The following is a 25,125-nucleotide window of genomic DNA, read 5'->3' on the forward strand; positions in this document are numbered from 1 at the left end:
ACGGTTTCATCTACATTCATTATACTGAACAGTTGAAAAAGCAGCTAAGAATAGGCCTTTGAACACACGTATCGTTACAAAAAAAACATCCCTTCTTGTATAGGAATGTTTTTGACTATCATTTTGCTTTCTCATTACTACGCCTTTTAAACTCCTTGTTTATAATAGATCACGCCTCGGTAAACATTTATACCTGCCAAAAGAACCCATATAGCCGCAAACAACACTTTGTACCAACCATCAAAACACAGTAAAATCCATAGAACCCCAATCAATTTAGCTGCGGCATACCAGAATTGTGCGTACCATTTTTTCTGATTCATTTTCCCAGCTCCTCTTTTTCTGAAACCCTATCATGAACAACTCAGGTGACCTTTCAAGCCGCTTCCGCTTGTTTCTAATTCTTATTATGAGGGAATAAAGTTTGAATAGGAAATGATTTTATCATCTAAAAAGTAAAAAGTTTGGATTATTCTCAAACTTTCGTGATTGGGGATAGATTGGTTCTCTGCTTGCGCAATTTTTTAAATCCCACTTCGCAGAGACCACAAAAAAGGCTGTTACAAAAGCCTTGGCTCCGAGAAACAGGCTGGATAATCCGAAAATGGCTTCTCCTATTTTTGCGAATATTCGGCAGATTTCCGAAAAAACTGCTTTAGTCACACCGATCAGGCGGTTTTTAAAGAGGCGATGACATTGTCACAGCCTCTAAAAATCGTTCTACTTCACAAACATCGCATCCCCAAAGCTAAAGAAGCGATACCGTTCTTCAATCGCATGATGATAAGCCGCCAAGGTTTGTTCTCTGCCAGCAAAGGCACTGACCAGCATCACCAGCGTAGATTTTGGCAGGTGGAAATTGGTGGAAAAGGCTTGAACAACTTTGAATTCATAGCCTGGCGTGATGAAAATATCCGTCCAGCCGCTGTCTGCTTTGATCGCTCCATCAAATTTGGACCCGATCGTTTCCAATGTCCGGATCGAAGTAGTTCCAACAGCGATGATCTTTCCGCCATTTGCTCGAACGTCATTCAACTGAGCTGCAGCCTCTTCAGAAAGTCGGTAGAACTCGCTGTGCATGTGATGCTCCGAAATATTGTCCACACTGACTGGACGAAACGTGCCTAGTCCAACGTGCAGGGTCAAATACACTAATTTGACTCCCTTCGCTTCGATAGCCTGCAGCAATTCCGGGGTAAAGTGCAAGCCGGCTGTTGGCGCTGCTGCTGAGCCGTTTTCTTTGGCATACACTGTTTGATAGCGGTCAGGATCTTCCAAACGTTCTTTGATATACGGCGGCAAAGGCATTTCTCCTAAAGATTCGAGGTTCTCCAAAAAAATTCCTTCATATTGAAAAGTGATGATTCGGCCGCCGTGTTCCAACTCTTCTTTGACCTCGGCTTTCAATCGGCCATCTCCAAACACGATTTCGGTACCGACTTTTGCACGCTTGGCAGGTTTGATCAAGGTTTCCCATTCATCATCGTGGGTATTGTTCAACAGCAATACTTCTAAGTGTCCGCCGGTATCCGGCTTCACACCATAGAGCCGAGCGGGCAAAACACGGGTATCGTTCATGACCAATGCATCCCCGGCAGTTAATTCATCTATGATTTCATTAAAGTGTTTGTCTTCGATCTCACCAGACTTACGATCCAGTACCAGTAATCGTGAGCTGTCTCGTTGGGCCAATGGGGTTTGAGCAATCAGCTCTTCGGGTAATTCAAAATCAAAATCTTCTGTCGTTAACATAAGCTCTCCTTATTTCTACGGTTATCTTCTTAATCCGGTTCACATTTCCTCGGCTATTCTAACACGTGGCTCTCAGAATGGAAAGCAACTCTTTTTGTTTCTGCCAGGACTTGTACTATACTTACTAAAAATAAGAACATTCATTGAAGAAAGGAGTCTTATGATGAAAAATTTCCACCATGTTTCCCTTTTAACCCGACATAAAGAAGAAAATTTAGCTTTTTATACTGACTTGCTGGGATTGCGTTTTGTGAAGAATACGATCAATCAAGAAAATCATCGCATGCTTCATTATTACTATGGCGATTATCAAGGCTCGCCAGGTTCGGTCATCACTTTTTTCGTCGTCCCAAAATTAGGCAACCGCTATGACAACGATCATTATCTGTCCACGATTGGCTGGAATCTGCCTCAAGGGAGTTTGGATTTCTGGGTCTCCCGTTTGAAACAAAGCGGGATCGTTGCAGATAGACAAGACAATACGCTGACGTTTCCCGACCCTGATGGCGTGGCCTTGGTTTTCGTAGAGACCGATCTAGAGCCTATCCAAGAGGAATTCTCTGTAGAAAGCAACATTCCTGCAGACAAACAATTATTGGGATTGCGTTCGATCGATTTTCACGTGGCTCAGCCCCAGAAGACCATTGACTTTTTTCATCAATTTCTTGATTGGCCGACTGTTGATGATACTCTCACGTTGAATGAACAGGCGTACGTTCGCATTTTGCCTTCGAACTCTACGAGACCAACTCACATGGGCAGAGGCAGTATCGATCACGTGGCTTTTGCGGTGAAAGATGAAGAAGCGCTCCATCAGCTTCATCAAAAGGCGTTAAACGAACAGTGGCAGGTCGAGCAGCTGGTTTCCCGCGGGTATTTCAAGAGTCTATATCTTCGTGAACCCGGTGGCAATCGAGTGGAATTTGCGACACTAGGACCTGGTTTTACAATCGACGAGGACATAGATCATTTAGGCGAGACATTGGCACTGCCGCCTTTTCTTGCGAAGCAACGAAAAGAGATCGAAGCGCACCTTTATCCAGAAAAATAATCAAATTTCTTCAATCCCTCAAAATTATTTGAGGGATTGTTTTTTATCTTTTATTGCAAATTTCCTCTTAGCTTTTTCATTTTATAGGTTTTCTTCTCATTCAAAAAACATATTGATTACTAATTATAGTTATTTTAAAACCCATTTGATCCGACTAAAAATTTGATTCTACGCAATTTTTGAAGCATACCATTTGCATTTATGCTATTATTTATAGCATACTATTATTATAAGAAAACCATTGAAAGGATTTAAGGGTGGAAAAATATGATCGAATTTGAAAATGTGTCAAAGATATATCCAGGCAATAAAGTAGCGATCGAAGACGTAAATCTCTCTTTCAACAAGGGGGAATTTATTTGTCTGATCGGTACCAGCGGAAGCGGAAAAACAACGACGATGCGAATGATCAATCGAATGATCGATCCTAGTGCAGGTGTCATTAAAATCGACGGAGAAGATATTCAAAAGAAAAATCCTGTTGAGCTGCGCCGTCAGATCGGTTATGTCATTCAGAACATTGGATTGATGCCGCATATGACGATTCGGGAAAACATCACACTTGTCCAAAAGCTGTTAAAAGTCGATCAAGAAAAGCGAGATAAAACAGCGGAACGAATGATCGACCTTGTCGAGCTGCCTCGCGATATGCTGGATCGCTATCCCCATGAGCTGTCTGGCGGACAACAACAACGGATCGGTGTAGTACGTGCCTTGGCAGCAGATCAAGACATTATCCTGATGGACGAGCCCTTTGGCGCTTTGGACCCGATTACCCGTGACTCGCTACAGGATCTTGTCAAGGATCTGCAAGAACGCTTAGGTAAAACCATCGTTTTCGTTACCCATGACATGGATGAAGCACTTAAACTTTCCAATCGAATCGCCGTGATGGACAGCGGCAAAGTCATTCAATTTGATACCCCAGAAAATATTCTTCACAACCCGGCAAATGAATTCGTTGAAGAACTGATCGGCGAAGATCGTCTGCTGCAGGCCAAATCAGATGTAACCACCGTTGGCGAAATTATGATGAACACAGCCGTTTCGATCACTCCTGAAAAAGGACTGCAAACCGCCGTTCATCTCATGAGAGAAAAGCGTGTCGATACGCTGCTGGTCGTTGACGAAAGCAACACCTTAAAAGGCTTTGTAGATGTAGAAACCATTGAACGTGAACGCCGGCGCGGCACAGCGACCAGTGTCGGTGATATCTTCAATAAAAATGTATTTTATGTAAAAGAATCTGCTCTGCTGCGAGACAGTCTGCAAAAGATCTTGAAGCGCGGTGTGAAATATGTACCAGTCGTTGATGACAAAAAGCATTTAGTCGGCATTTTGACTCGGGTCTCTCTAGTGGACATCATCTATGATGTGCTGTGGGGAGAAGAGGACAATATCATCAATGCTGCTGGAAATGTTACGGCTGCTAGTGAGGAGGCGTAACCATGCAACAATTTATTAATGAATATGGAGGACAGATCCTGACAAAAAGCGCCGAGCATCTCTATATCTCCGCTTTTGCACTTGCTCTGGGGATTCTCGTGGCTGTGCCACTAGGCATCCTGCTGACCCGTCTGCCGAAAGTCGCCAATGTCGTGATCGGTGTAGCCAGTGTGCTGCAGACCGTTCCTTCATTAGCTTTGCTGGCCTTGATGATTCCCTTCTTTGGTGTTGGCAAGCTGCCGGCGATCATTGCGTTATTTATCTACTCCTTGCTGCCGATTTTGCGAAACACTTATATCGGAATGAAGGGTGTTGATCGGAATTATCGTGATGTAGCCAAAGGTATGGGCATGACCAATCTGCAATCGATCATTAGTGTTGAACTGCCGATCGCCATCCCTACGATCATGGCTGGAATTCGTTTAGGCGCTGTCTATGTCATAGCATGGGCCACTCTGGCTTCCTACATTGGAGCAGGCGGTCTGGGCGATTTAATCTTCAGCGGACTGAACAATTTCCAACCGCCATTGATCTTTGCAGGAACGATTCCGGTAATCCTGATTGCTTTGTTGTCTGACTTCTTGTTAGGCATATTAGAAAATAGAATGACGCCAAACGCGTTGCGAAAGGAGGAGTAATCCATGAAAAAAGTAAAATACTTAGTGGTTCTCGGATTGTCTCTTCTTTTTCTAAGCAGCTGTTCCTTCCCCGGTCTTTCTTCAAATGACGGCGAAGACACCGTCGGGATAACCGGTGGCGTGACCTCTGAAGCACAGATTTTAGGAAGCCTCGTAGCTGGAATGGTGGAGCATTATACTGATTTAGATACTACCGTGATCAACAACTTGGCTACCACGACCATCAATCACCAGGCGATGATGAACAACGACGCCTCGATCTCAGCTGCTCGTTATACGGGTACCGATGTTACGACGACGCTAGGTTTGCCAGCGGAAAAGGACCCTAAAAAGGCCTTTGATATCGTCAGTACCGAATTCGAGAAGCGGTACCAGCAAACGTGGTTCCCTTCTTACGGCTTCGATAATACCTATGTTTTTCTCGTCCGTAAAGACACAGCGGAACAATACAATTTGAAAAAGGTCAGCGATCTGCAAAATGTAGCCGGAGAGCTGACGGCCGGTGTAGATACTGCCTGGATCACTCGTGAAGGCGATGGCTATGACGGCTTCAAGGAAACATACGGCTTTGAATTTTCATCGATTCTGCCGATGCAGATCGGATTGGTCTACGATGCGGTCGATGCCGGACGAATGGATATCGTGCTGGGTTATTCAACGGATGGACGGATCGCCAGCTATGACTTGGTAATGCTGGAGGATGATTTGAGTTTCTTCCCGCCTTACGATGCAGCCCCAGTCGCAACTGACGAGATATTAAGAAAAAATCCAAAGCTTCGAGAAGCCTTGAACAAATTAGCTGGAACTATCGATACCGAGCAAATGCAAAAATTAAACTTTCGAGCGGACAACGATTTGATGGAGCCAGCAATGGTCGCCAAAGAATTCTTGGACGAGCATCGATACTTTGAAGGGAAGTGAGCGGCATGGAGAATATGAACACCTTTCAACAATTCATTGAATATTTTCAGGTCAATGGCAGCTATGTCTTTACCCAATTCTTTCGCCACTTCTTGATCTCGATCTATGGCGTGATTTTTGCGGCAATCGTGGGGATTCCGATCGGGATCTTCATCTCGAAACATTACAAGTTAGCCAATTGGGTGATTCGAATTGCCAATATCATTCAAACGATTCCCTCGCTGGCGATGATCTCTATTTTGATGCTTGGCTTGGGCCTAGGCGTCAACGTAGTCATCCTGACGGTCTTCTTGTACTCTTTGCTGCCGATCATCAAAAATACGTACACCGGCATGAGACAAGTCGACAGCAACGCCTTAGACGTCGGCAAAGGGATGGGCATGACTTCCCTGCAGCGTTTGTATATGATTGAGTTGCCCCTATCCGTTTCTGTTATCATGGCCGGAATCCGAAATGCCTTAGTGGTCGCTATCGGGATTACTGCTATCGGAGCCTTCGTAGGAGCCGGCGGATTAGGCGACATCATCATTCGAGGGACTAATGCCACTAACGGCACTTCGATTATTTTAGCCGGTGCGTTGCCAACAGCTTTAATGGCGATCATTACCGACTGGCTACTAGGGATCGTTGAACGCAGGCTGGACCCCGCAACGAAGACAAGCAAATAAAATAGAAAAAACGAGTGGATTCCAGAAATACAGAATCCACTCGTTTTTATGTGTTTACTACCTATTCTGAAACAATGAGCTCGTTTTAGAACATATCGCAACTACCCTAAGGAACTTTGATCTTCCCAAAATCATTGGTCTTCTGATCCCACGCATAGTCATTGATTGTCGTATCCGGCTCTAAATAAATCGTTAGCCAATACTCTTCTGTACCATCACAGTCCAAATGAATATTTTTGGAATTGTTCAAATTAGTAATGTCTTGACCACTCTCCGCCTCACTTAGCACGAAGCCAATGTATTCATAATACTGTGGTGTGATCCAATTCACCTTAATTCCTTTGTATCCTTTTTCCAAGGAAACAGTATATTCATTGTATGGAACTGTTTTATTGATATCTCCACTGTGCGTAGTGATATTTTTTCTGGTAACCATTTGATCATAGCTAGGCAATTTCACATTATCCAATGACATAAACCCGTTACTTGGTTTCTTAACCGATGAGTTCGGATTTTGGATGACTTGGCGAACATGCAGCTGTATTGAAGTAAATGCTTTATAGATCACATTTACTGTAATTTCTGCTGTGCTTGCTGGGACCTTAAAGGTTAGGTCGCCATTTGTTCCAATGTCTGTTGCGCCAGTTACATTGATTGGAAACGTTGTTGCTGGTGTTCCATTGGTCTGCTTGTACTGATCAGGCGTGTACTCCACTGAATCAACCAGTAAATCTGGCGGAATTCGTTTGTAGGAGACATCCCGCAGCACGTCTTCTGAAGCCATCTTGAATGGATCAAGCTTTTCGCCTTCATCATCTACGCCTAAATAATGTACCTTGGCATACGCTTCGTCCTTTTTCTGATAGTGGAAGGAATGAGTATAATTTTCGCAAACCGCTAGCTCGCCTTCATCTGCTTCCAAATTGTCGTTGTTTGTTGCATCGGCTACACCATTTAGCTCATACGTCTTTTCTGCTGCCTGAGGTGTATAAAATTCCCAAGCTGCTTTGTATTTCGGCAGCCATTCATCCTCGACCCATTCTTCGATCCAGGTATTGATCCAAGCCACGATTCGATCCTCGATCGCCTGTGTCCAGGTATTGCCTGAGTCTTCAAAGTCTTTTTTGGTTTTCGCGACCAGATCTTGTCGATGCTTCGTTACCAGTTCGTCCTTCACGTCCGTTGTATCAAAGATAGCTGACCATTCCGCATCACTCAACTTCGCTACCTTCGCTTTGTCGTAGCCAAACGTTGGTGGTGCCGTTGGTGTCCCGATTATTTTTCCATTCTTGTCTAATGGGAACCCGACTAGCTTAGCGATGCCATCGTTGGTTACTTTTGTTACGTTTTTATCAGTAGCTTTGTATAAGATATTGCTCGTTTTATCATGTTCTACACCTTGATGTTTGATTGTTGCATCTGTGTAGAAGTTGTCGAAAACTTTTCGTTGGATATTGACAGGTTCTGCTTGATAATAGTCTGTCTTTACAAGTACCCAAACGATGCAATTATCTTCAATTGTAATACTTTCATCGGTCAATTTGACTTCTGGCTGACCTATTCCTTGTTTGATACCTTTCCAACCATTTTCTTCTGCTAAATCGAACGCAGTATAACCTAAAGTTGATGCGGCAGTATATGCGGCATTAAACTCATCCTCAGTCGGACTTACGATTGCCGAATTAGGGTCATCGCTGTCATACGGCATGACCACATATCTTGCATCCTTTAATTCCGGTTCGATAGTTAGATTCAACTGTGGGCTGTGGTAAGCACTGCCTAGACCAACTTCGATCTTCACATTTTCAGAAGCGTTTTGTGATTTGTAATGTTTTTCCATAGGTGCACTTATCTTTATATCACCTGGTGTAGCTCGAGGCGCTCCACGCATGAACATCAATTCATAACAATAAGAATCGTATAAGCCATTCACAGTCGGATTACCATTTGATTCATGGTCATATGCCGCTACATAATCCCAGCCCCATGCGATATTTCCAGATCCATTGAATGTCTGTTTGTAGATATTCCCTGCTGAATCTAAAATAGTTGCAGTAGATTCGTATAACGACAATTGGTCCACAAAAGGAACTTCTGTTACCGCATGTTGTTTCCCAGTAAAATCATTCGGCTCTCCACCAGTAGACAGTTCGATCCAACTTCGTTCGCTTTCCTTAATCGCTGGCACACTTGTTTTTTCAGTAACTCCTGCAGGTAAATCTGTAGTAGTTCGATTGTCCACGAACCAGTCTCCAGTGTAGTTATCTGAAGCGATATAGTAATTTCCGCTAATTGCATTCGCTAAATTCTTACTACGATGAACGACATAAACTAATTTATTTCCCTCTTCATCTATAAGATAGACTCTGCTATGAGCCGCTCTTTTTCCAGCTGCATTATTAGTGGTTACTGTTCCAATGGTTCCAACTGTCTGATAATACTTTTTGTCATAGATCGTTGGATGCTTTCCATCTAATTCAGACCAGTTACCATAATTTCGATAGTTATCAAGCGTTATAGAAGTTCTAGCATTTAATGAACTGTTCAGCACATCTGTAAACACAGGTGATTTTACGCCTGGCTTCTCAGCTGCTCCCCACAAAGCGCTTTCCGTATCACCATCACCCATCGTTCTTGGAAGCTGAGTGAATTTACTTAAATACTGATTAAGTTTTCCTCTTGAAGGTTGTGTAAAATCATAAGGTGAAGCTGCCGAAGCCGTTCCAAACAATTGTCCATCTGTTAAAAAATTATAGTGGACATTGTAACCAAAAACCCAAATTCGTCCGTGATGGTCTACTGCAGAACCACCATATCTTGAGGCTTGAACTTGTGTCATAGTTGGAACATATGATACAAGATTTGTGTCAATTTCTGTCAACTCAGGTGAGTTTACGGTGGTATGATAACTTCCTAACTTTCCTGCAATACTTCCCCAACGGTAAATTTCATTTTCTGAAGTGAGTACCAAATTAGTATAGTAATCAACATCTATATCTAGAATTTCTTTACCTTCAAAGAATGGTATTTTTGTTGGAGTTAATGTGTCCGGTGCCCCTGCACCTCTCCCAAGCACCCCGTAAGTTGACATCCCCCAACTATAAAGATTTTCTTCGGTTTGAAAAAGGACGTGGTGATACCCCATAGCAATCTCTTTAAATCCTTCGCTTTCAACAAGGGCCGTTAATGCTGGCACCTCCATTGGTACAGGGTTGTCATTTGGCAATCCTGAAATAGGGATCAAGCGTCTACCATAAGCTAGTCCACCAATTCCCCAAGCATACACTTTTCCACTTTCTGTGACTGCAAAAACAGCATCATTAGAGGTATCATCTCCTGATTCAACAGCAATAACTTTTTCAGTTTCTGGAATTTGTACTTTTACGGGAGAATGGGCGTCAGCTAGACTATTATTCCCCATTTTTCCTCTTGCACCATTTCCCCAAGCATAGATCTTTCCATCTTCTGTGAGAGCAAAAAAGGCTCGATAACTAGTTACAATTTCCTTAACCTTTATGTCATTATCCACAAAAAAAGGAAGTCGCTTCATTCCTCCGAAATACCGTGCCTCCTCAGCAACACCCGCTCCTAATTTTCCATTCGCATTGTGCCCCCAAGTCCAAACATAGCCTTGATAATCTATTGCAGCACCAGAAGCTTCATTATTCGCAATCCCCTTAAACCTGATTGCAGAAGCTAACTCTGGAGTTCTTGCATTAGTATCGGGTATAGGTGTTATGTCTACAGGCCACAAGTCACTAGGAATAGCTAACGGACTATTGCCAGAAAAGACACTTCCACTATTACCAGTTGATAAACCAGCATCTGTCTCTTCTGCGTTCGTCACCTGCTGCATCGTACTAGCCAAAAGAGCTAGTAATGCTGCAGCTGCGATTACAAAAACACTTCTTTTCTTAAACTTAAACATTCTCTAGCTCCTTTCTAGCCGGCTAGTATCTCCTGCAATTTTTCGTCTATCGTTTTTAGTGGATCTGTTGTCTGTGCATTCGCACTCCCCCACCATGAGATTCGATAATCGTTGCTCTTCGTATGAATCGCTTCCGTCTTCGCAACGATATCGAATTTTACATCCTTGTACTCCTCTTTTTGCTCATCAGGAATACTGATCTTGACCTTCTCAAACAAGTTCGGTGTCGTTTGTCCAGGTGCCAGCTTGCCAAGATAATAATAGTAGCCGTCCTTTCCATCCTTCCACTGCGTGTCATCGATTCCGATCAAGGTTACTTGGTCTCCTAGATTCACTTCAAAGATTTCTCCGTCTTTTTGTGCCGTTGGAAATACCATGATTCGTACAAAGGCATCGATATCTTCGGTATTCTTCGCTGCAACCACTTTATCAACTTCTTCATCCAGTTCAACTTCGTCCCGCGGATCAAAATCATCCTCCAAACCAACATTGAACAAAGGATTTCCTGACTTGAAATTATTCTGTACAGAATCTGTCGTCATAAACCAAGCAAAAGTCGACAGCAGTACCAGACTGACCGTTAAGGCTGCTACCATGCCTTTTGACAATTTCCGTATGCTTCTCCATTTCTCAGTGAATCTTTTTAGATAAGTGTGTAGCTGATTCTTCAAAACTGCATCACCTCATTTCAATACAACAAACTGGTGCCTTCAAAATTGTTGTTGAAGAGCACCAGTTTCGTTAGTATTCTCAATTTACATGCACTACAACATTTCTATCCTATTCAGATCTTTTTTGTTTCATTTTCATAAAGCATACTGCTGCAACAAGAAGGATGCCTAGTGCGAATAGTCCATTATTGATTCGTTCTCCAGTACGCGGCAATACTTTGCCGCTGTTCGAACCAGAAGGGCTCGAAGGACTGGCAGGCGAACCAGGGGACTCCCCAGACGTTTTTGGCAGCTCATCCTTTTTCTTTTCGGTATGGACGGCTGTAAATATCCAATCAACCTCTGCTTCACTCGGACCTGAAAAATAGACTTGGTTCCAGTTTTCAATCTCGTTTACTCGCAGATTGATCACTGCTTGGATTTCTGATTTTGCAGGTATCGTTCCGAAAGAAACCTCCTTGCTTCCACTCTTGTCGTTGCTTAAATTGCCTTGATAGACTTCTTGATCTTCCAATAGGATCTGCATGGACATGTTTTCGATCAAATCAACTTTTCCCGATTTGGACTTTGGTTCGATCGCCAGCTTCAGCTGGTAATCTTCGTCCAGGGTATTTTTGATAATCAAATTCCTTTTAACAGTATCACCTGGCTGCAAATCATCTAGGTTGAAAAAGTAGCCCCCATCTTTTGAAACATTTATCCCACTCTCATCTCCGACTAAAAAACCATCGGGCAGATTGGTTTCTGCCGCCGAAGCTTTTTGAAATGGTATAGCAGATAGGATCAAGACCAATAATACGACAAGCATTCTTTTAAGTCGTTCCACAATCTCACTCCTATTCTTTGCAATTTTCCAAACAGCTGTTATCACAAAGAAATCTGATGATTCTTGTTTTTTGAGGTGCTATCTGAATCTTTTGATATATCGTACTGTCTAGCTTCTTCTTATAGCGCAGCTTTGATTGCATTGGCAATACTTGTTGGAATTCCTGGGAATCCGCCGCCATCGATCGCTTCTTCTGTTGCTTGCAATGCTTCGATACGAACATCCAATGCGTAGTCCATTAATTGATACGTATTATCTGCGCTGCCGTCTAGTTTCACTGTTTCCAAAATCAATGGAGAAACTTCACCTGGTGCCAGTTTGCCAATGTAGTAGAACCAACCGCCTGCAGGATCATACGCCCATTTGCCAGCAGTCGCTGCAGCAGTGTCTACATCACTTGAATAACCCAATAAGATTTTGTCATCAATTGCTGATTTTGTAATATCTGCTGTAGCAGGAGATGGTGCTGTTGCCCAGTCTTTTGTTGCTGTTGTGCCAAGTTTGTAGTACAAGTATTTCACATTTGTGACAGTGACTGTTGACGCTGTTAGATCGTATGCAAAGTCTGCATCCATCTTGTACAAGTCACCGCTTGTCGCATCTGTACGGTACAATGCAAATTCGTATTTACCTGTCATTACTTCTTTACCAACAAGCGTCATGCCAGCAGGAACGCCACTAGGTGTCAATCCTAAATCTGCAGGTGTTTCATAGCCATTTGCTGCAAAGTCAACAGATGGTACAGGAACGAGTGTCGTATCAGAGTCTTGGTCAGTGTCATAAGCATACTGTTTCAACTTATTGCCATCTGCTTCCATTTTTTGCAAAGTTTCTTTAAAGGAAAGACGAACAACTACATCTGTGTTACTGTTGCTTAGTACGCCGACTTCTTTTTTCACTTCTTGATCTGGCAACCATGGATCTGGTTCTTCAAAGTCCTCGACGATCTTCACGGAGCCATCTGGCAACGCACCTGTTTTAAATTTGTTGGTTACGTTATCAGTAGATGTGAACCAAGCATATGTTCCAGCTAGTACCAAAACAATTGCTAAAACTAGTGATACCCCTAACGCTCTCTTCTTTTTCGAATTCATTTAGAATCCCCCTTAAAATTTTTTATGCTATCAAAAAGTTGTGACACTTTTTGTAAAGCCTTACGTGAAAAACTTCCGTTGAATCATTCCAATAGATAGGAGAAAGACCGCTCCCACCCCAATGCTTAAAACAAGATTGTCTCTGATAAATTCCAGCAATCGTCCGACAAAAGGAGTTGCAAATTGGACCGTCCCGATGATCTGTTTGCCAGATATTTCTGGATCATCCATATTATTTGCGTCTCCTCTTGTAATGAAGGTATCTTTCTTTTCATCGACAGAAACAACACGGTGAGTCAGATAGACAGACCCATCCTCGATCCCAGTCGGAACAAAGGTCACCACATCATCGACAACAATGTCCTTTGCTTTTTTGATCTTAACAACGATGACATCGCCTTTTTCAAAGCTTTGTCCTTTGAACCGCTCGCTTAATGGCGCCTCTGTGTTCATCGAATTCGTCGCAACGGTATATATTCGATAGCCAAACAATGATTTATCCGTTTTATCACTAAAACGGAACATCACTGCTGCTCCAACGATCGCAATTAACAAAACCCAAAAAATAAGATTAAAGAACCAATACACTTTTTTTTTCACTAAAATCCATCCTTCAAACGTCTTTTTTTGCATAACAAATAACAGTAATTTACTGAAAAATTATTTCAATTACTTTTTCTATGCGATATATTCATATAGATGTTGGTTCATTACATAGCCTTTTCCCCAAGAAGTTTTGGCGAACTCATCCGGCAATTGCTGATCCCTAAGCTTTTTTTCGATCCTTTTCTTGATCGAAGAAAGCTGGCTCATGGTCGAATGATCACATCTTTTCCAAATCTGCAGACACAGCTCTTCTCTGGTCACCAGTTTGCCATTGCTTTCATAAATGATTGAAAAGAATTTTTTTTCATTTTTTGATAAAGGCAGATCAGTCAAAGAAACTCGTTTACCGAAAGTACAACCCTCCGTTTTCTCTGATGTGACCAGTTTCTTAGAAGAAAACAAATCCCGCAGCCGATCCTTAGGCATTGATGCACAAATCCACCCACTTAATATATTGTTCTGAATATCCTTTTTTACATTTTCAGACACTACCTTGTCTACCTTGCGGAAAATAGGCATCCCGTTCTGCTGTAAAAAGGGCAATATGGTATTCATTTCACTTTCGGTAATTAGTTCACTAATGACAATGAAATCAAAATAATTCAGGCAAGCGGAAGGCATCTGATCCAAAAAAAGTCCATCCATTGTTTGGGATGTAACAAACACCTCGAAATTTAACTGCTGCAGCTTCGTTTGCAAGTCTACTTCAGCTAAAATATTCTTGGTCAGAACCATGATTTTCTTCATTTGCAGATCCGCTCCTTTTTATAGTTTGTTTCTTTCAAGAAATGCTGAAATCTCCGGCATATAAAATTCATTTCACTTTTCTCTTTTTTCCTAAACCCAAGAGGATTTATTGACATACGGGAGATTTATACTACAATTAGCGTATGTTTATAAAAAACAAACGTTACTATATACCATCAAATGCTTTCCCTGTTACATCAACTTTTCTTGATATAACAAAAAACAAGAAAAGGTAAAAAACAAGTGAGAAATCAATGTTTATTTTTAACTTTGACGAGGATAGACGGCGCATAAAAAAATTCGCCAAAAAAAAAAGCCCGTCAAATAATGACGGACAATTCAGCATTTTCAGTTCTGTTTTAGTGGATCAATCGATCTCAATTCCTTTTTCCATAGAAAGAATGACTTCAATTCTCTGTTCGAGCATGGCATCTGCATAAGTGTCCAACGTCATCTGAGTGGAAGCATGTCCCAACAATGCACTTACTGAAGGAATGTCTCCATTGGTCTCTAAACATCTTGTAGCAAAGGTATGTCTCAGCTGATGGAAATGAATATGCGGCAATTGCGCTCTTTTTCTGATTTTATGAAAATAATACGTGATGAGTCTGGGCTCAAATGGATGGCCATTCTTGGCAAAGACAAACTCTCCTTGAATGTATTTTTTGTGCTCCAGCAGCATTTGTTTCAGCTTGTTTCCAAAAGGAATATGCCGTTCAGAGGATCTCGTTTTAGAACTAGCATAGATCAATTGAGTTTTTTCTCCAGCTTTGTTGCCCGGGATGCGTTGATATGTCGAATCGACGCGGATCAAATTCTCTTCAAAATCGATATTTTCCCAGCGCAATGCAGAGATTTCGCCGATCCTCAATCCAGCATATAACGATAAAAAGACTGGCAGTCTTCCTTCTTTCTTTTCTGAAAGTGCGGCCTGCTCCAACATCCGTTGCTCTTTTTTCGTCAGTGCTCGAACTTTTTCTCGTTTGATTTTGGGAAGTTTTACCTGATCAAATGGATTAATCGGAAGCTTATTTTCTCTCTTGGCTGCCTGGAAACATTTGATGGTCAATCTGAAGATATTATTTATCGAGCTGGCATTCAGATTGTTTTCCTGCATACTTTTGAGCAACTCGTCTCCATGTTTCTCTCTCAATTCATTCAGAGAAATATGTCCAATAATTGGGTTTACGTATTTATGGAATTTATACTGATAGCTCGAATATGTAGAAGGTTTTATTTCTAGTTGTTTTTCTGACAGCCATCTAAGGTTCCATTCCTGAAAAGTTAAGTACGGATCACCATTAGCGTCAAGGATTTGTTGATACATTAGTTTGTATTCATACAGTTTTTTTCGGACTTCCTGATAACTTTTTCCATAAATGTAACCATATTTGATACGACCATTGGCATGTCTGCCTTTAAAGTAACGGCCTTCCCAGCGGCCATCTTTTCTTTTATATATATTTTCACCTTTACGCATGTTTTCTCCTTTCGATTTGACGGCTAAGCCGACGTCTTATAGAAAATATGATTAAAACAACCTTTTTCTCAAATATTTTTAAATCAAATTCCAAAAAAATTTATTCAATTAATAAAAAAAGTTATTTTTGGATTATTCATTGACTTAATCTTGGTTAAATTTTATAATTATTATTACAATAAATGGTTTTTAACACATTAAAATGTAGCTCCGATAAAGTTTTTTCTTGTTTTTTGTTATATCAAGAAAAAAACAATGGTTAGAATTATTTTAATCCATTATAAATAAAAATCACATCAAATGTATAGTCTTTTTTTAAAAAAAATAAAAAAAATCACTTTTTAGATTAAATTTAAATAATAACAATTGTTTTTATTTGGCAAAAAATGCTTTTATTCCTTTTGTTAAAAAACAATGAATTTATTTGATAAGTTACTTTCTACCCCTCAAACTAGCATTTTTGAGCTTAAATAGCACATTCATCTATTATAAATAATGTATTCACTAGCTAAAAAATAGACCTTCGTTTGATGCTTTTACGATATTCGCAGTTCATTCATTAATTTTCAATATGAGAAACGCTAGATTCATCTGGATAGAAAAAAGCCCAATCATCGATTTAAGATGGTTGGGCTTCTTAGTAGGTTTTTTCGTCAATGAGTGTTGGTGAACTCAAAAATGGACGACTTTCTATTTTGAAAATCGTCCATTTTGAATTTAGTTCTGTCATTTCTTTAGCTGGTTTGTCTTATTGCCTCGTCAGTCTCTACATCACTGCAATAAAGTAAGAAGAAATGGTCCGCCAATTGATACCCCTTGCGCCAAATGGTTTGGATTGTGTCCTCAGGCAGGCCTTCTACCTGCAGCTTTTCTCGCAATCGTTTGACTGAAACGGACAGCTTGACCATGTTGGAATTGCTGATGACTCCGTCCCAAATGTATTTGCACATGTCTTCGCGGGAAACGATCTCCCCCTTGGACTGGTACAAACGATTTAAGATCGCCCGTTCTACTGGTTTTAAAGCGATCATCGACATGGAACGTTTTTTACCCAACTCAGCCTCCTGAGTCATCAACGGCAAGCGATTTTCTTCGGTAGCGTGGAACAAATAATTAGTGGTCATATTTTTGGTTTCCAGAATCGAATCGATCATGATCTCCCGCAGCTCTTCCAAGGTAGATTCGTTTGATACCCAGTACTTCACACCTTCTTCATACCAAGTCTCTCGCTCAGCGTTCTTGACGTGTTGATCGCTCTTACGGATCACTACCGTTGAGGATTGTGCCAATCGAGGCAAAATCTGCTTCATCTCAAAATCAGAAACGGTCTCGCTGATGATCGTATAATGGAACATACTGAAGCATTGGCTCAAGCTTTCTTCCAGCTCGATTTTTTTCAGCAAGCTGCTGGAGCAAAACACTTCATAATTCAAACGCTGCAGCTTTTTTTGCAAACTGGCTTCGGCCAACACATTTTTTGTTAGTAATAATATCGTGATCTTCATCTTCCTTCACGTCCTTTTTCATTGATAGAGCTACGATTTGGTGACCGACTTTTTCCTTCTGCGTCTTTTAATAATAACGATAATCAATAATAGCCCGATGAGGCAGGCAATCCCGATGATCAAATAGCTTGTCATTTGCTGATTCGTATCCTTTGTTTGAGCGGTCAGTTTTTCCTTCGAGTAAGGAACTCGATGCCCTCGAACATACAATCGATGGCTGTTGACCATGTAAGGCGTACAGGTGATCAAGGTGGTATAATCCTTGCCCGGTTCGATTCGCAAAGCCTCTGTCTCTTCTGGCTTCACCGTCAGAATTTGATCCACTTCATACGCCAATTTTTCGTCTAAATATGTAACGACGAACTGATCGCCCTTTTTGACTTCCGGCAAATCGGTGAACAGTTCCGCTGTCGGCAATCCGCGATGACCGGTTAATACCGTGTGGGTACTCTCGCCGCCTGATGGTAGAGAGCTTCCCTCCAGCCAGCCGATGCCTTTTTGTAAAATATCTTCGCTGGTCCCTTTGTAGATCGGTGATACAAGTCCGATCTTCGGAATCTCGATAGTTCCCAGCGATTCGCCCAGCATCGCCTGCATTACGTCGAAGATCTGATTGCCTTGATCATCCACGGCATTTCCTTTGGTTTTTTGAACCTTTTCATCGCTGAAGGTATTGCCCAGCGAAGGGGTTGATTCGACACGAGATTTGTTGTAATCCTTCGTACTTTTTTTTAATTCTTCCTTTTTTTCTTTCGGCAAGTCCGCGACCTTGGTCTCATAGTGCTCCACGACCATCGTTTGCGAACGAACCAAAAGGTAGTTGCTGATTTTCGGATAAAGGAGAATGCCTAAGCCAATCAGAAAAATCAGCGGCATGATGACTCTTGATATGATTTTTTGTCTTGTCGTCTTCTCCATCATCCATCGTCCCTTTTAAGCAAAAACGGCGTAAGGTGATTTTACGCCGTTTCTACTCGATTATTCTATTCCATCAAGTTGAAAACGGTACTTTTTCAAATACCATCCAGTCCCTACAACAACAGCGATTGCCAGAAGAAGCAATAAACTGATTCCTCCTGGGCCACCGGTGATTGGTAGCGTGAATTTCCTTCGATTGTTTACAGTCAATGTGATTTGATTGTCTGATTTGTTATATTTCCAATACGCCGAATCTGTCTGATGTGTGATCGTTCCGTCATTTTTTATCGTGAAGGTATACGTCTCAGCTAGTAGTTCATACCCTGCGATAGTCGATTTCTCCCGCAGTTTGTAAGTTCCTGGATCTAAACTACTCAGATTGATTTCACCTAAGAAGTTCGGACTCGTCCCGCCAGATGTCGTGTGGTTCTTCTTTGTACCATCTGGGTATTCGATCTCGAAAACAACGCCATTCAGTTTCTTCGATGGTGTCTGTAGATCTTGTTTGACGATTTTCAGATCATAGTTTCGAGTGAGTTCAAAGTCCGTGTAGGTGGCTTCGGTCAGTTCTTTGCTGGGCTGATTTGACGTATATTTTGTTGCTGAAAGCCAAGGTACATTATAAGCTTTCGGTTGCGTAGGAAAATTAGTTGGCATCTTCATATTAATGGTAATGTTTACATACTCATTTTTAGTAAAGACGTAATCTCCGCCACCGATTTTTTTCGATAGATCAATCGCGATCATTTGGATATTTTGCTTCCCGGACTCAGCAACATTTTCCCATTTTGTCCACCCTGAATCAGTGAATGCTCCACCCCCCGGTGCAAAAGGTTCTTTGGAGGTTAACATCGAAACATAAACTTTCGCGTCGATTCCTAAACTACGTGCATAGGAAAGATCAATACTGTCAACGACTCCTCTCCAACCTTGTGTATAGCCTTGGCTATTCGGTGTCTCGACTCGTTCGATCTTATCGAATAAGACCACGTCTTTCACGTAGTTCCCAGCACCATCTGCAGCGTCCGCAATATAATCTAAACGATATTGATAGGTTCCGTCTGCTGTGTGGACTGAGTGATCCGATTCACTAAATCCTGATTCTGGCCGATTGCCCTTAACATATTTCGTTAGTCCTGCTTGAACAGCCGTTTCACCAGTGATTTCTATTGCCCCGTAATCGTTCATAGAGTTCTTGATATTCGTATTTCCTGTTCCAACACTTGGGACATACCCTAATCCAGAATTATCGAGTCCTGACGATGTTTTCAGTTCATTATTGACCTCAGTTCGCGTTTTTCCACCATCCATCATTACTTGTGCCTTATTTTTATCATCAAACAAAGATACGGTCACAGAGTTTCGATTGGAGCTAGAGAAATTTTCATTGGCTATTAAGCGATCCGCCCATGTCACTTGCGTCTTATACTGAAGACTGAAGTTGTTTCCTCGAATTTTTAAACCATTAGGCTGCACTTCGGTAAAGGCTGTCATTCCCGATTTATTCGTAATACTCTTACCGTCAATAGTGATTTGGATCAATTGTCTTCCACTATTATTATAATTATTTGATACAATCGCGGAAGTGTACTGGCTGTTATTAAGTTTTTGATCTCGATAATAAAGTTCGTCTACCGATTGAAACGAATGTCCTGCTGGGATCAAATCATAGATGACGATTTTTTCTCTCAATGGGATATTCAGAATCCCGTTGTCGATCAACTCTTTGAGGGTCGCATCAGAATTGGTTCCATCGTATCCTTCTACCCAATCAATCGTCCAAGTTATATCGTTACGTTTCTCAGCTACATTGTTGACTTGCTTCGCTGTTTTCCTCATCTTCGACGTCGGTGAAGTAGATTGAAGAATGGCATTCCCTTCTTTTCGATACAAATAGTGTCCGTACTCTTGTATATCAGACTCTAATCTCGTATTGTTGTTTTGATCATCTGGATTCAAGACCGTCCACGTGTTACCACTACCTTTTGATTCAGCCTCATAGCCCAAAAAGTTGAACAGTTGAATCGTACTGGTATCATTGCCCGCAGCGATCCATTTTTCTAACTGTGTTTGTTTGTTGTCATTAGGATTCACTCCGTAAATTGAGATGTTCGCTTCCATTTTCACATCCACTCTACCGTAAACCCCGGCTTTTGTTCCTGCGTCATTTACAGTAACAAAACGAAAACGATACGGTTTTATCCCAAAATCAGACATCTTCAACATTCTCATGACAATTTTGTTTGAAGCATCTAACTCTCCCCAAGAATAAATATCATAGGTACTTCCGTCTGGATTAACACCTCTATTTTTATACACATTTGGCGTAATCAAGGTCGGATGCTTTTTCCAAACCCCTGAATTGTCGTCTTGATATTCTAATCTCAAATTTGGTAAAGGAACACCGTTGTCTTGATTAGTATTATTCACTTTATTCGGCATGACTGTTTCTGAAAGCAGATTTATTTGTTTGAAGTAATAATCCTCGTGAGTCATTTTTACTGTCGAGGTATCATTTGCTTTCCAAGTCATATTGTCATCATACATCGTCATGGCGAAGGGATTGTCATTCCCATTGGGATGATTGACAGTATAGTACAAACTTGCCGTTCGCATTTCGACTTCTGTTCCCGATTGAAGAAGGTTCACGACCAAATCTCTATTGACGATTCCGCTATCGGTATAAAAATTGGGCCTGTCTGATAGACCGTATTTTGAATTAATTACTTTATTTGCACCAACAATAGCCCCTGGCGGATAAGCAAAAGAATAGTCTTTTAGCGTTGTACTAGTTTGAGCAGTATTCGTATCATAATAGGTTGTTTTATCATCTGCATCATAGTATTGAGTCGTGATTTTATTGTAAATTTTGTCTGTTGTTTTATAGTTTGCTTTAGGATACCCTACAAGAAATACAAAGTCATTTATTATGGACAACGTCGCATTTTTAAATTGGTTAAACCCTCGATTTTGATTGACTTGCCATTTGATTGCATTTGAGGAAATCGACTTACTGTCTAATCCACCATCATCCTCTTCATAAAAATCTTTGTAAGAGGTGCTAAGGCTACTATTGTAGTAGTCAAAATTTGTTATGATTTTTAATTGATTTAATTGTGCTGTTGTCAATTGCGTCTGCGAACCACCACTAGGTTCTTTTGAAATACTGTCTTGGAATCTTATTTGTAATCTTTTCCCGCTATTTACGATATCTTGTTCAGATATTGTGTAACGGATCCAGTAATATTTGTTGAAATCAGTCGGTCGATTACCGTAAATACTTGTATCCCATTCATTATATGGATCAAAATTTCGGGAACTTTTTGTTGTCTTAGGCTTTGCAAACTCTGTTTTTAGAGTTAATTTCAACTCATTCGTAGAAAAGTCTTTTTTTGCCGGCGTAGTTTGTGTGTAGTCCGTCACATCAAATTTCAGTTTCGCATTCGTTCCATGGACAATGTGTCTTGCCCTTACTCTTTGGGGAACACCTGTCGCAGAACGATTGGCTGAATTCAGAACAGTCGATATTTCAAAGGATTCCTGGATTGTTCCTGTAATTTTATTTACATTCTTGATGATCAATGTCTGATTATCTGCAGATATCTCATAGCCAAAGGTTTGTGTAGTTACTTGTGCATAAGGCAACAGTGAAATATGCCTTGTATTCCACCCAAGTGCACCACTTACACCTGTTGAGTCGCTGAATTGAAATTGACTCGCTGGCAGTCTAAGTTCCAGTTGTCCAGGTTCATACATTTGACCTGTCGTACTGATGTTCACTCGATAAGGAATCGCAGTGACACCACTTCCTGTTTGTCCTACAATATAATCTTGATTACTGATATAAGAAGGATTACCAGTTACCCATTCCAATGAGACATTGACACTCCCATTAGATACTTGCACTCCGATCCCCATCGTTGCAATAGCTTCGTTTCCATCCATTGCTCTATATTGAATCGAATAATTCGTTTTTTCTTCTGGAACGAAATTTTCACCTTCTAACGTTAAAGTCTTCCCATCTTTTTTCACTTCAACTTCGACTGGGTACTCTTCCGAACCATCTTTTGTTTTCGCAGTAACATTCTCAGATGGATTGTATTCTTCGCCTTCTTCAATCGTTACTTTTTTCTTTTTATCTATCAGCTTATCATCTTTATAGAAGACAATTTCCTTTTTCGATTCCTTTGGTTCTTCAGATTCTTTTTTCGTTTCCGACCCCTTGGCCTCTTCTGAAGCTTTTTTCTCTGTTTCTGAAGTCTTTTCTTTTTTGTCACTGCTGGTCTTTGTTTCCTTTGGCTTGACGAATTGGATCAAGGTCAGTTCGGCATCGGGAATCTTCTCAGGTGCAAATGAAGCTGTTCCGTTAATCACCGCAGATTCATTTAACAACGTCACATTGAAATACAACGTCATTCCTTTTTTGAATTCTAATTGGTACCCTGTCTCTTCGTCGTATCGAACATCAAAGGATACTTTGTCTTTCTTTTTCACCTGGTCCAATACATCTGTTTGTTCTTCATCAGAAAGCAAAGAAAATTCGTAGTCGTCATTTTCAGGGATCGTCAAAGTAAAATCTCCGGTTGCTTTCAATTGCATCTGGTTGACTGCTGCTACTTCTATTTCTTCATCGTCTTTCACTTTTTTTCCATTATGATAGACCGTCAATAACTTCGGTTGCATTTCTTCTGCCATCGCGGTCAACACTGGTTGAAAAATGGGAAGGAGTATGCCTGCTAGAAAAATAATCGTTCCTATGATCGAAAGTTTCTTTTTCATCACTTCTCCTCCTCTGGTTGGTTTCGTTTATATAAGATCCATGTGAATCCTATCAATAGTATGCCACCGAAAATAATTAATAGTGGCTGATTTCTCGTGCCGGTTCTTGGTAAGGATTTCGTGCTGCTTGTAGAGGTTCCACCTGCAGTACTTGGCAAACGATTGCCACCTGTCGAAGGCAAGCTTGGTGTCGTTGGTTCTTCCGGCTCTTCAGGTTCGCTTGAGCCTGGCGGTTCTGTCGTCTTGCGATTGAACACCTTCGCTTCTTCCATCAAAATTCCTTTATCATCAATAGTTACTGTGATTTTTTCTGTCGAATTGCTAGGGATATCGACTTGAATTTTTTTCGCCTGCTCAGTGATTTCATAACCGGAAGGTGCTTTTGTTTCTTCAAAGTAATACGTTCCAGGAGCTAATGCATACTCTCCAGTCGATACCTTTCCTGTACGATCAGAAATAAATGTCACGATACCTGCTTCACCACTTGGCACCCATTGATTGCCGTTGTTAAAAGGTTCTTCCTGCAAATAATATTTTTCATTATTCACTAGCTTGTACAATTGGAATTCTGCCCCAGCCAACACACCTTCATCTTTTCCAGTCGCATCTTGTCCATATTTGTGGAAATATGGTTTTCGCACGACCAACTGGTTTTTGAAGTATAGATGTACGACATCATCCACCATACTTTCTGCTTGCGGTAAGCCCACGACTAAATTCCCAGCTTGATAATTTACACCGTTCGGTACAGATTTTTCAACAAACAAATAGACTTTTCCGAGGGTACCAGAATGATAGGTCGGCAACACATAAGTGACTGTTCCATCCTCTTTGGTTAGCTGATCTTCGGCTGCTTTAGTAAATGATTTGTTGAGTCCATCGTTTTCAACAGCTTCCGTCGCTGCTTCACTGATGGCTTTTTGTGCTTGCTGCGGTGTTTTTCCTTCATTCACTAATTGGTAGAATTTCTCACTCACATCATAGGCACCCAGCTTTACATCCTTTAGAGGACGCCCCCCTTGATTGTCAAACGCTTCGGCCTCTTCACCCGTAAATAGAACGCGATGCAACGTGATCGTGGTCGTTTCTACTGCATGGACTTGTTGAGAAAAGCTGCCACAAAAGAAACAAATGAGCAACGCGATCAACCCGATTCCACTAACCCTTTTCATTTTTTCTTCCACCCATTTCACCCCCAGATTTTTTTCTTTTTCTGCGATAGCGCAAGTATGCGATCAGCAGTAAGAGCAACAGGATCGCTCCCGCGAATACTAAATACTCTTTTACCCGCGCCCATTTGAAGGAACGCTGTGCTTTTTTGTCTACAGTCTTCTTTTCTTTTTCCTTGTACGGAATCCGATGCCCCCGAACGAAGAGTCGGTGACTGTTCACCGAAATCGGAACACAAGTAATCAACGTCGCATAATCCTTGTCGGCTTCCGCTCGCAACGCATCGGTTTCTTCCGGCTCTACAGTCGCTAATTTGTCGACTTTGTACGCCAGCTTTTCATCAAAGGATTGGATATAAAAAATATCTCCAACCTTCATTTTCGGTAGATCGGTGAAAATTTTGGCGTTTGGCAATCCACTATGTCCGGTAATCACCGCGTGCGTACCTTTTCCGCCAATCGGGATCGCACTGCCTTCTAATAATCCTGTTCCTTTTTGTAGCACGTCTTCACTAGTGCCTTGGTAAATTGGCAATGTTACATGGATTTCTGGAATATTCAAGGTTCCCACTTCTTCGCCCAACAGTGCTTGCATCACATCAAATACTTCTTGTCCATCTTCATCTTTCGCATTGCCTTTTGTATCCTGCGCTTTTTCGACGACACCATTTTGCTGGTCATTGTAGGCAGCTATTTTTTCTTTCAAATCTTCTTTTTTCTTTTTCGGAATTTCTTTAACTTTCGTTTCGTAATGTTCGACCACCATCGTTTGGGAGCGGACCATGAGATAATTGCTGATCGTTGGATACAAAAACAGCCCAAGTCCCAGTAAAAAAATGATGATAGCAACAATGTCCTTAAACTTTTTCGGTGCTTTCTTTTTCATGATCCCTCCCTCCAAACGTGTGACGTATTTGCTATGTACG

At 41.3% G+C, this 25,125-nt stretch carries 19 protein-coding genes; 5 read left to right on the top strand and 14 right to left on the bottom strand.

The window, feature by feature from the left end:
* Nucleotides 1-146: 146 nt before the first annotated feature.
* Both NRIC_RS19280 and queA read right to left on the bottom strand, forming a co-directional pair.
* Nucleotides 147-323 carry a hypothetical protein gene (locus NRIC_RS19280; RefSeq protein WP_175580039.1) on the bottom strand — a complete coding sequence of 59 codons (177 nt, stop codon included), beginning with the start codon at nt 321-323 and terminating at the stop codon, nt 147-149.
* Nucleotides 324-720: 397 nt separating this feature from the next.
* A complete protein-coding gene (gene queA / locus NRIC_RS08685; protein WP_146622300.1) occupies nt 721-1,752 on the bottom strand; it encodes a tRNA preQ1(34) S-adenosylmethionine ribosyltransferase-isomerase QueA in 1,032 nt (343 codons plus the stop codon).
* Between the two features lie 160 nt (nt 1,753-1,912).
* On the opposite strand from queA, the gene NRIC_RS08690 reads away from it, so the two are divergent.
* The 5 genes from NRIC_RS08690 to NRIC_RS08710 all read left to right on the top strand — a co-directional run bounded on the left by NRIC_RS08690 (nt 1,913) and on the right by NRIC_RS08710 (nt 6,476).
* Nucleotides 1,913-2,803, top strand: a complete 891-nt coding sequence (locus tag NRIC_RS08690) for a VOC family protein (protein ID WP_175580040.1) — start codon at nt 1,913-1,915, stop codon at nt 2,801-2,803.
* A 267-nt stretch (nt 2,804-3,070) separates the two neighbouring features.
* Nucleotides 3,071-4,249 carry a betaine/proline/choline family ABC transporter ATP-binding protein gene (locus NRIC_RS08695; RefSeq protein WP_146622302.1) on the top strand — a complete coding sequence of 393 codons (1,179 nt, stop codon included), beginning with the start codon at nt 3,071-3,073 and terminating at the stop codon, nt 4,247-4,249.
* 2 nt (nt 4,250-4,251) lie between these two features.
* On the top strand, nt 4,252-4,887 hold the full coding sequence (locus NRIC_RS08700; RefSeq protein ID WP_146622303.1) for an ABC transporter permease: 636 nt from the start codon (nt 4,252-4,254) through the stop codon (nt 4,885-4,887).
* Nucleotides 4,888-4,890: 3 nt separating this feature from the next.
* On the top strand, nt 4,891-5,808 hold the full coding sequence (locus NRIC_RS08705; protein WP_146622304.1) for an osmoprotectant ABC transporter substrate-binding protein: 918 nt from the start codon (nt 4,891-4,893) through the stop codon (nt 5,806-5,808).
* Nucleotides 5,809-5,813: 5 nt separating this feature from the next.
* Nucleotides 5,814-6,476: an ABC transporter permease gene (locus tag NRIC_RS08710; RefSeq protein ID WP_146622305.1), complete on the top strand. Its 663-nt coding sequence runs from the start codon at nt 5,814-5,816 to the stop codon at nt 6,474-6,476.
* A gap of 106 nt (nt 6,477-6,582) precedes the next feature.
* Here the strand turns inward: NRIC_RS08710 and NRIC_RS08715 are convergent, their stop codons facing one another.
* From NRIC_RS08715 to NRIC_RS08770, 12 genes are all read right to left on the bottom strand, one after another.
* Entirely contained in the window at nt 6,583-10,404 is a 3,822-nt protein-coding gene (locus NRIC_RS08715) for an RCC1 domain-containing protein (protein ID WP_146622306.1), read from the bottom strand.
* Nucleotides 10,405-10,418: 14 nt separating this feature from the next.
* Nucleotides 10,419-11,012: a hypothetical protein gene (locus NRIC_RS08720; RefSeq protein ID WP_146622307.1), complete on the bottom strand. Its 594-nt coding sequence runs from the start codon at nt 11,010-11,012 to the stop codon at nt 10,419-10,421.
* 172 nt (nt 11,013-11,184) lie between these two features.
* Entirely contained in the window at nt 11,185-11,901 is a 717-nt protein-coding gene (locus NRIC_RS08725; protein ID WP_146622308.1) for an LPXTG cell wall anchor domain-containing protein, read from the bottom strand.
* 119 nt (nt 11,902-12,020) lie between these two features.
* The gene (locus tag NRIC_RS08730; RefSeq protein WP_146622309.1) at nt 12,021-12,995 is read right to left on the bottom strand and encodes a BsaA family SipW-dependent biofilm matrix protein; all 975 of its coding nucleotides are present in this window, start codon (nt 12,993-12,995) and stop codon (nt 12,021-12,023) included.
* 60 nt (nt 12,996-13,055) lie between these two features.
* Nucleotides 13,056-13,595, bottom strand: a complete 540-nt coding sequence (locus NRIC_RS08735; RefSeq protein WP_175580042.1) for a signal peptidase I — start codon at nt 13,593-13,595, stop codon at nt 13,056-13,058.
* Between the two features lie 78 nt (nt 13,596-13,673).
* On the bottom strand, nt 13,674-14,348 hold the full coding sequence (locus NRIC_RS08740) for a helix-turn-helix domain-containing protein (protein WP_146622311.1): 675 nt from the start codon (nt 14,346-14,348) through the stop codon (nt 13,674-13,676).
* Between the two features lie 367 nt (nt 14,349-14,715).
* Nucleotides 14,716-15,828 (bottom strand): tyrosine-type recombinase/integrase, encoded by a 1,113-nt coding sequence (locus NRIC_RS08745; protein WP_146622312.1) that lies wholly within the window; start codon nt 15,826-15,828, stop codon nt 14,716-14,718.
* Between the two features lie 734 nt (nt 15,829-16,562).
* The gene (locus tag NRIC_RS08750; protein ID WP_146622313.1) at nt 16,563-17,333 is read right to left on the bottom strand and encodes a winged helix-turn-helix domain-containing protein; all 771 of its coding nucleotides are present in this window, start codon (nt 17,331-17,333) and stop codon (nt 16,563-16,565) included.
* Between the two features lie 30 nt (nt 17,334-17,363).
* Nucleotides 17,364-18,251, bottom strand: coding sequence for a class C sortase (locus NRIC_RS08755; protein ID WP_146622314.1), 888 nt, complete (start codon nt 18,249-18,251; stop codon nt 17,364-17,366).
* A gap of 60 nt (nt 18,252-18,311) precedes the next feature.
* On the bottom strand, nt 18,312-23,030 hold the full coding sequence (locus NRIC_RS08760) for a prealbumin-like fold domain-containing protein (protein ID WP_146622315.1): 4,719 nt from the start codon (nt 23,028-23,030) through the stop codon (nt 18,312-18,314).
* A complete protein-coding gene (locus tag NRIC_RS08765) occupies nt 23,030-24,202 on the bottom strand; it encodes a pilin N-terminal domain-containing protein (protein WP_146622316.1) in 1,173 nt (390 codons plus the stop codon). Before NRIC_RS08765 ends, NRIC_RS08760 begins: the two co-directional genes overlap by 1 nt.
* Nucleotides 24,189-25,085 (bottom strand): class C sortase, encoded by an 897-nt coding sequence (locus tag NRIC_RS08770; RefSeq protein WP_146622317.1) that lies wholly within the window; start codon nt 25,083-25,085, stop codon nt 24,189-24,191. The genes NRIC_RS08765 and NRIC_RS08770 overlap by 14 nt, the downstream gene beginning before the upstream one ends.
* Nucleotides 25,086-25,125: the final 40 nt, after the last annotated feature.

This window comes from Enterococcus florum (assembly GCF_004309355.1).
Lineage (GTDB): Bacteria > Bacillota > Bacilli > Lactobacillales > Enterococcaceae > Enterococcus_A > Enterococcus_A florum.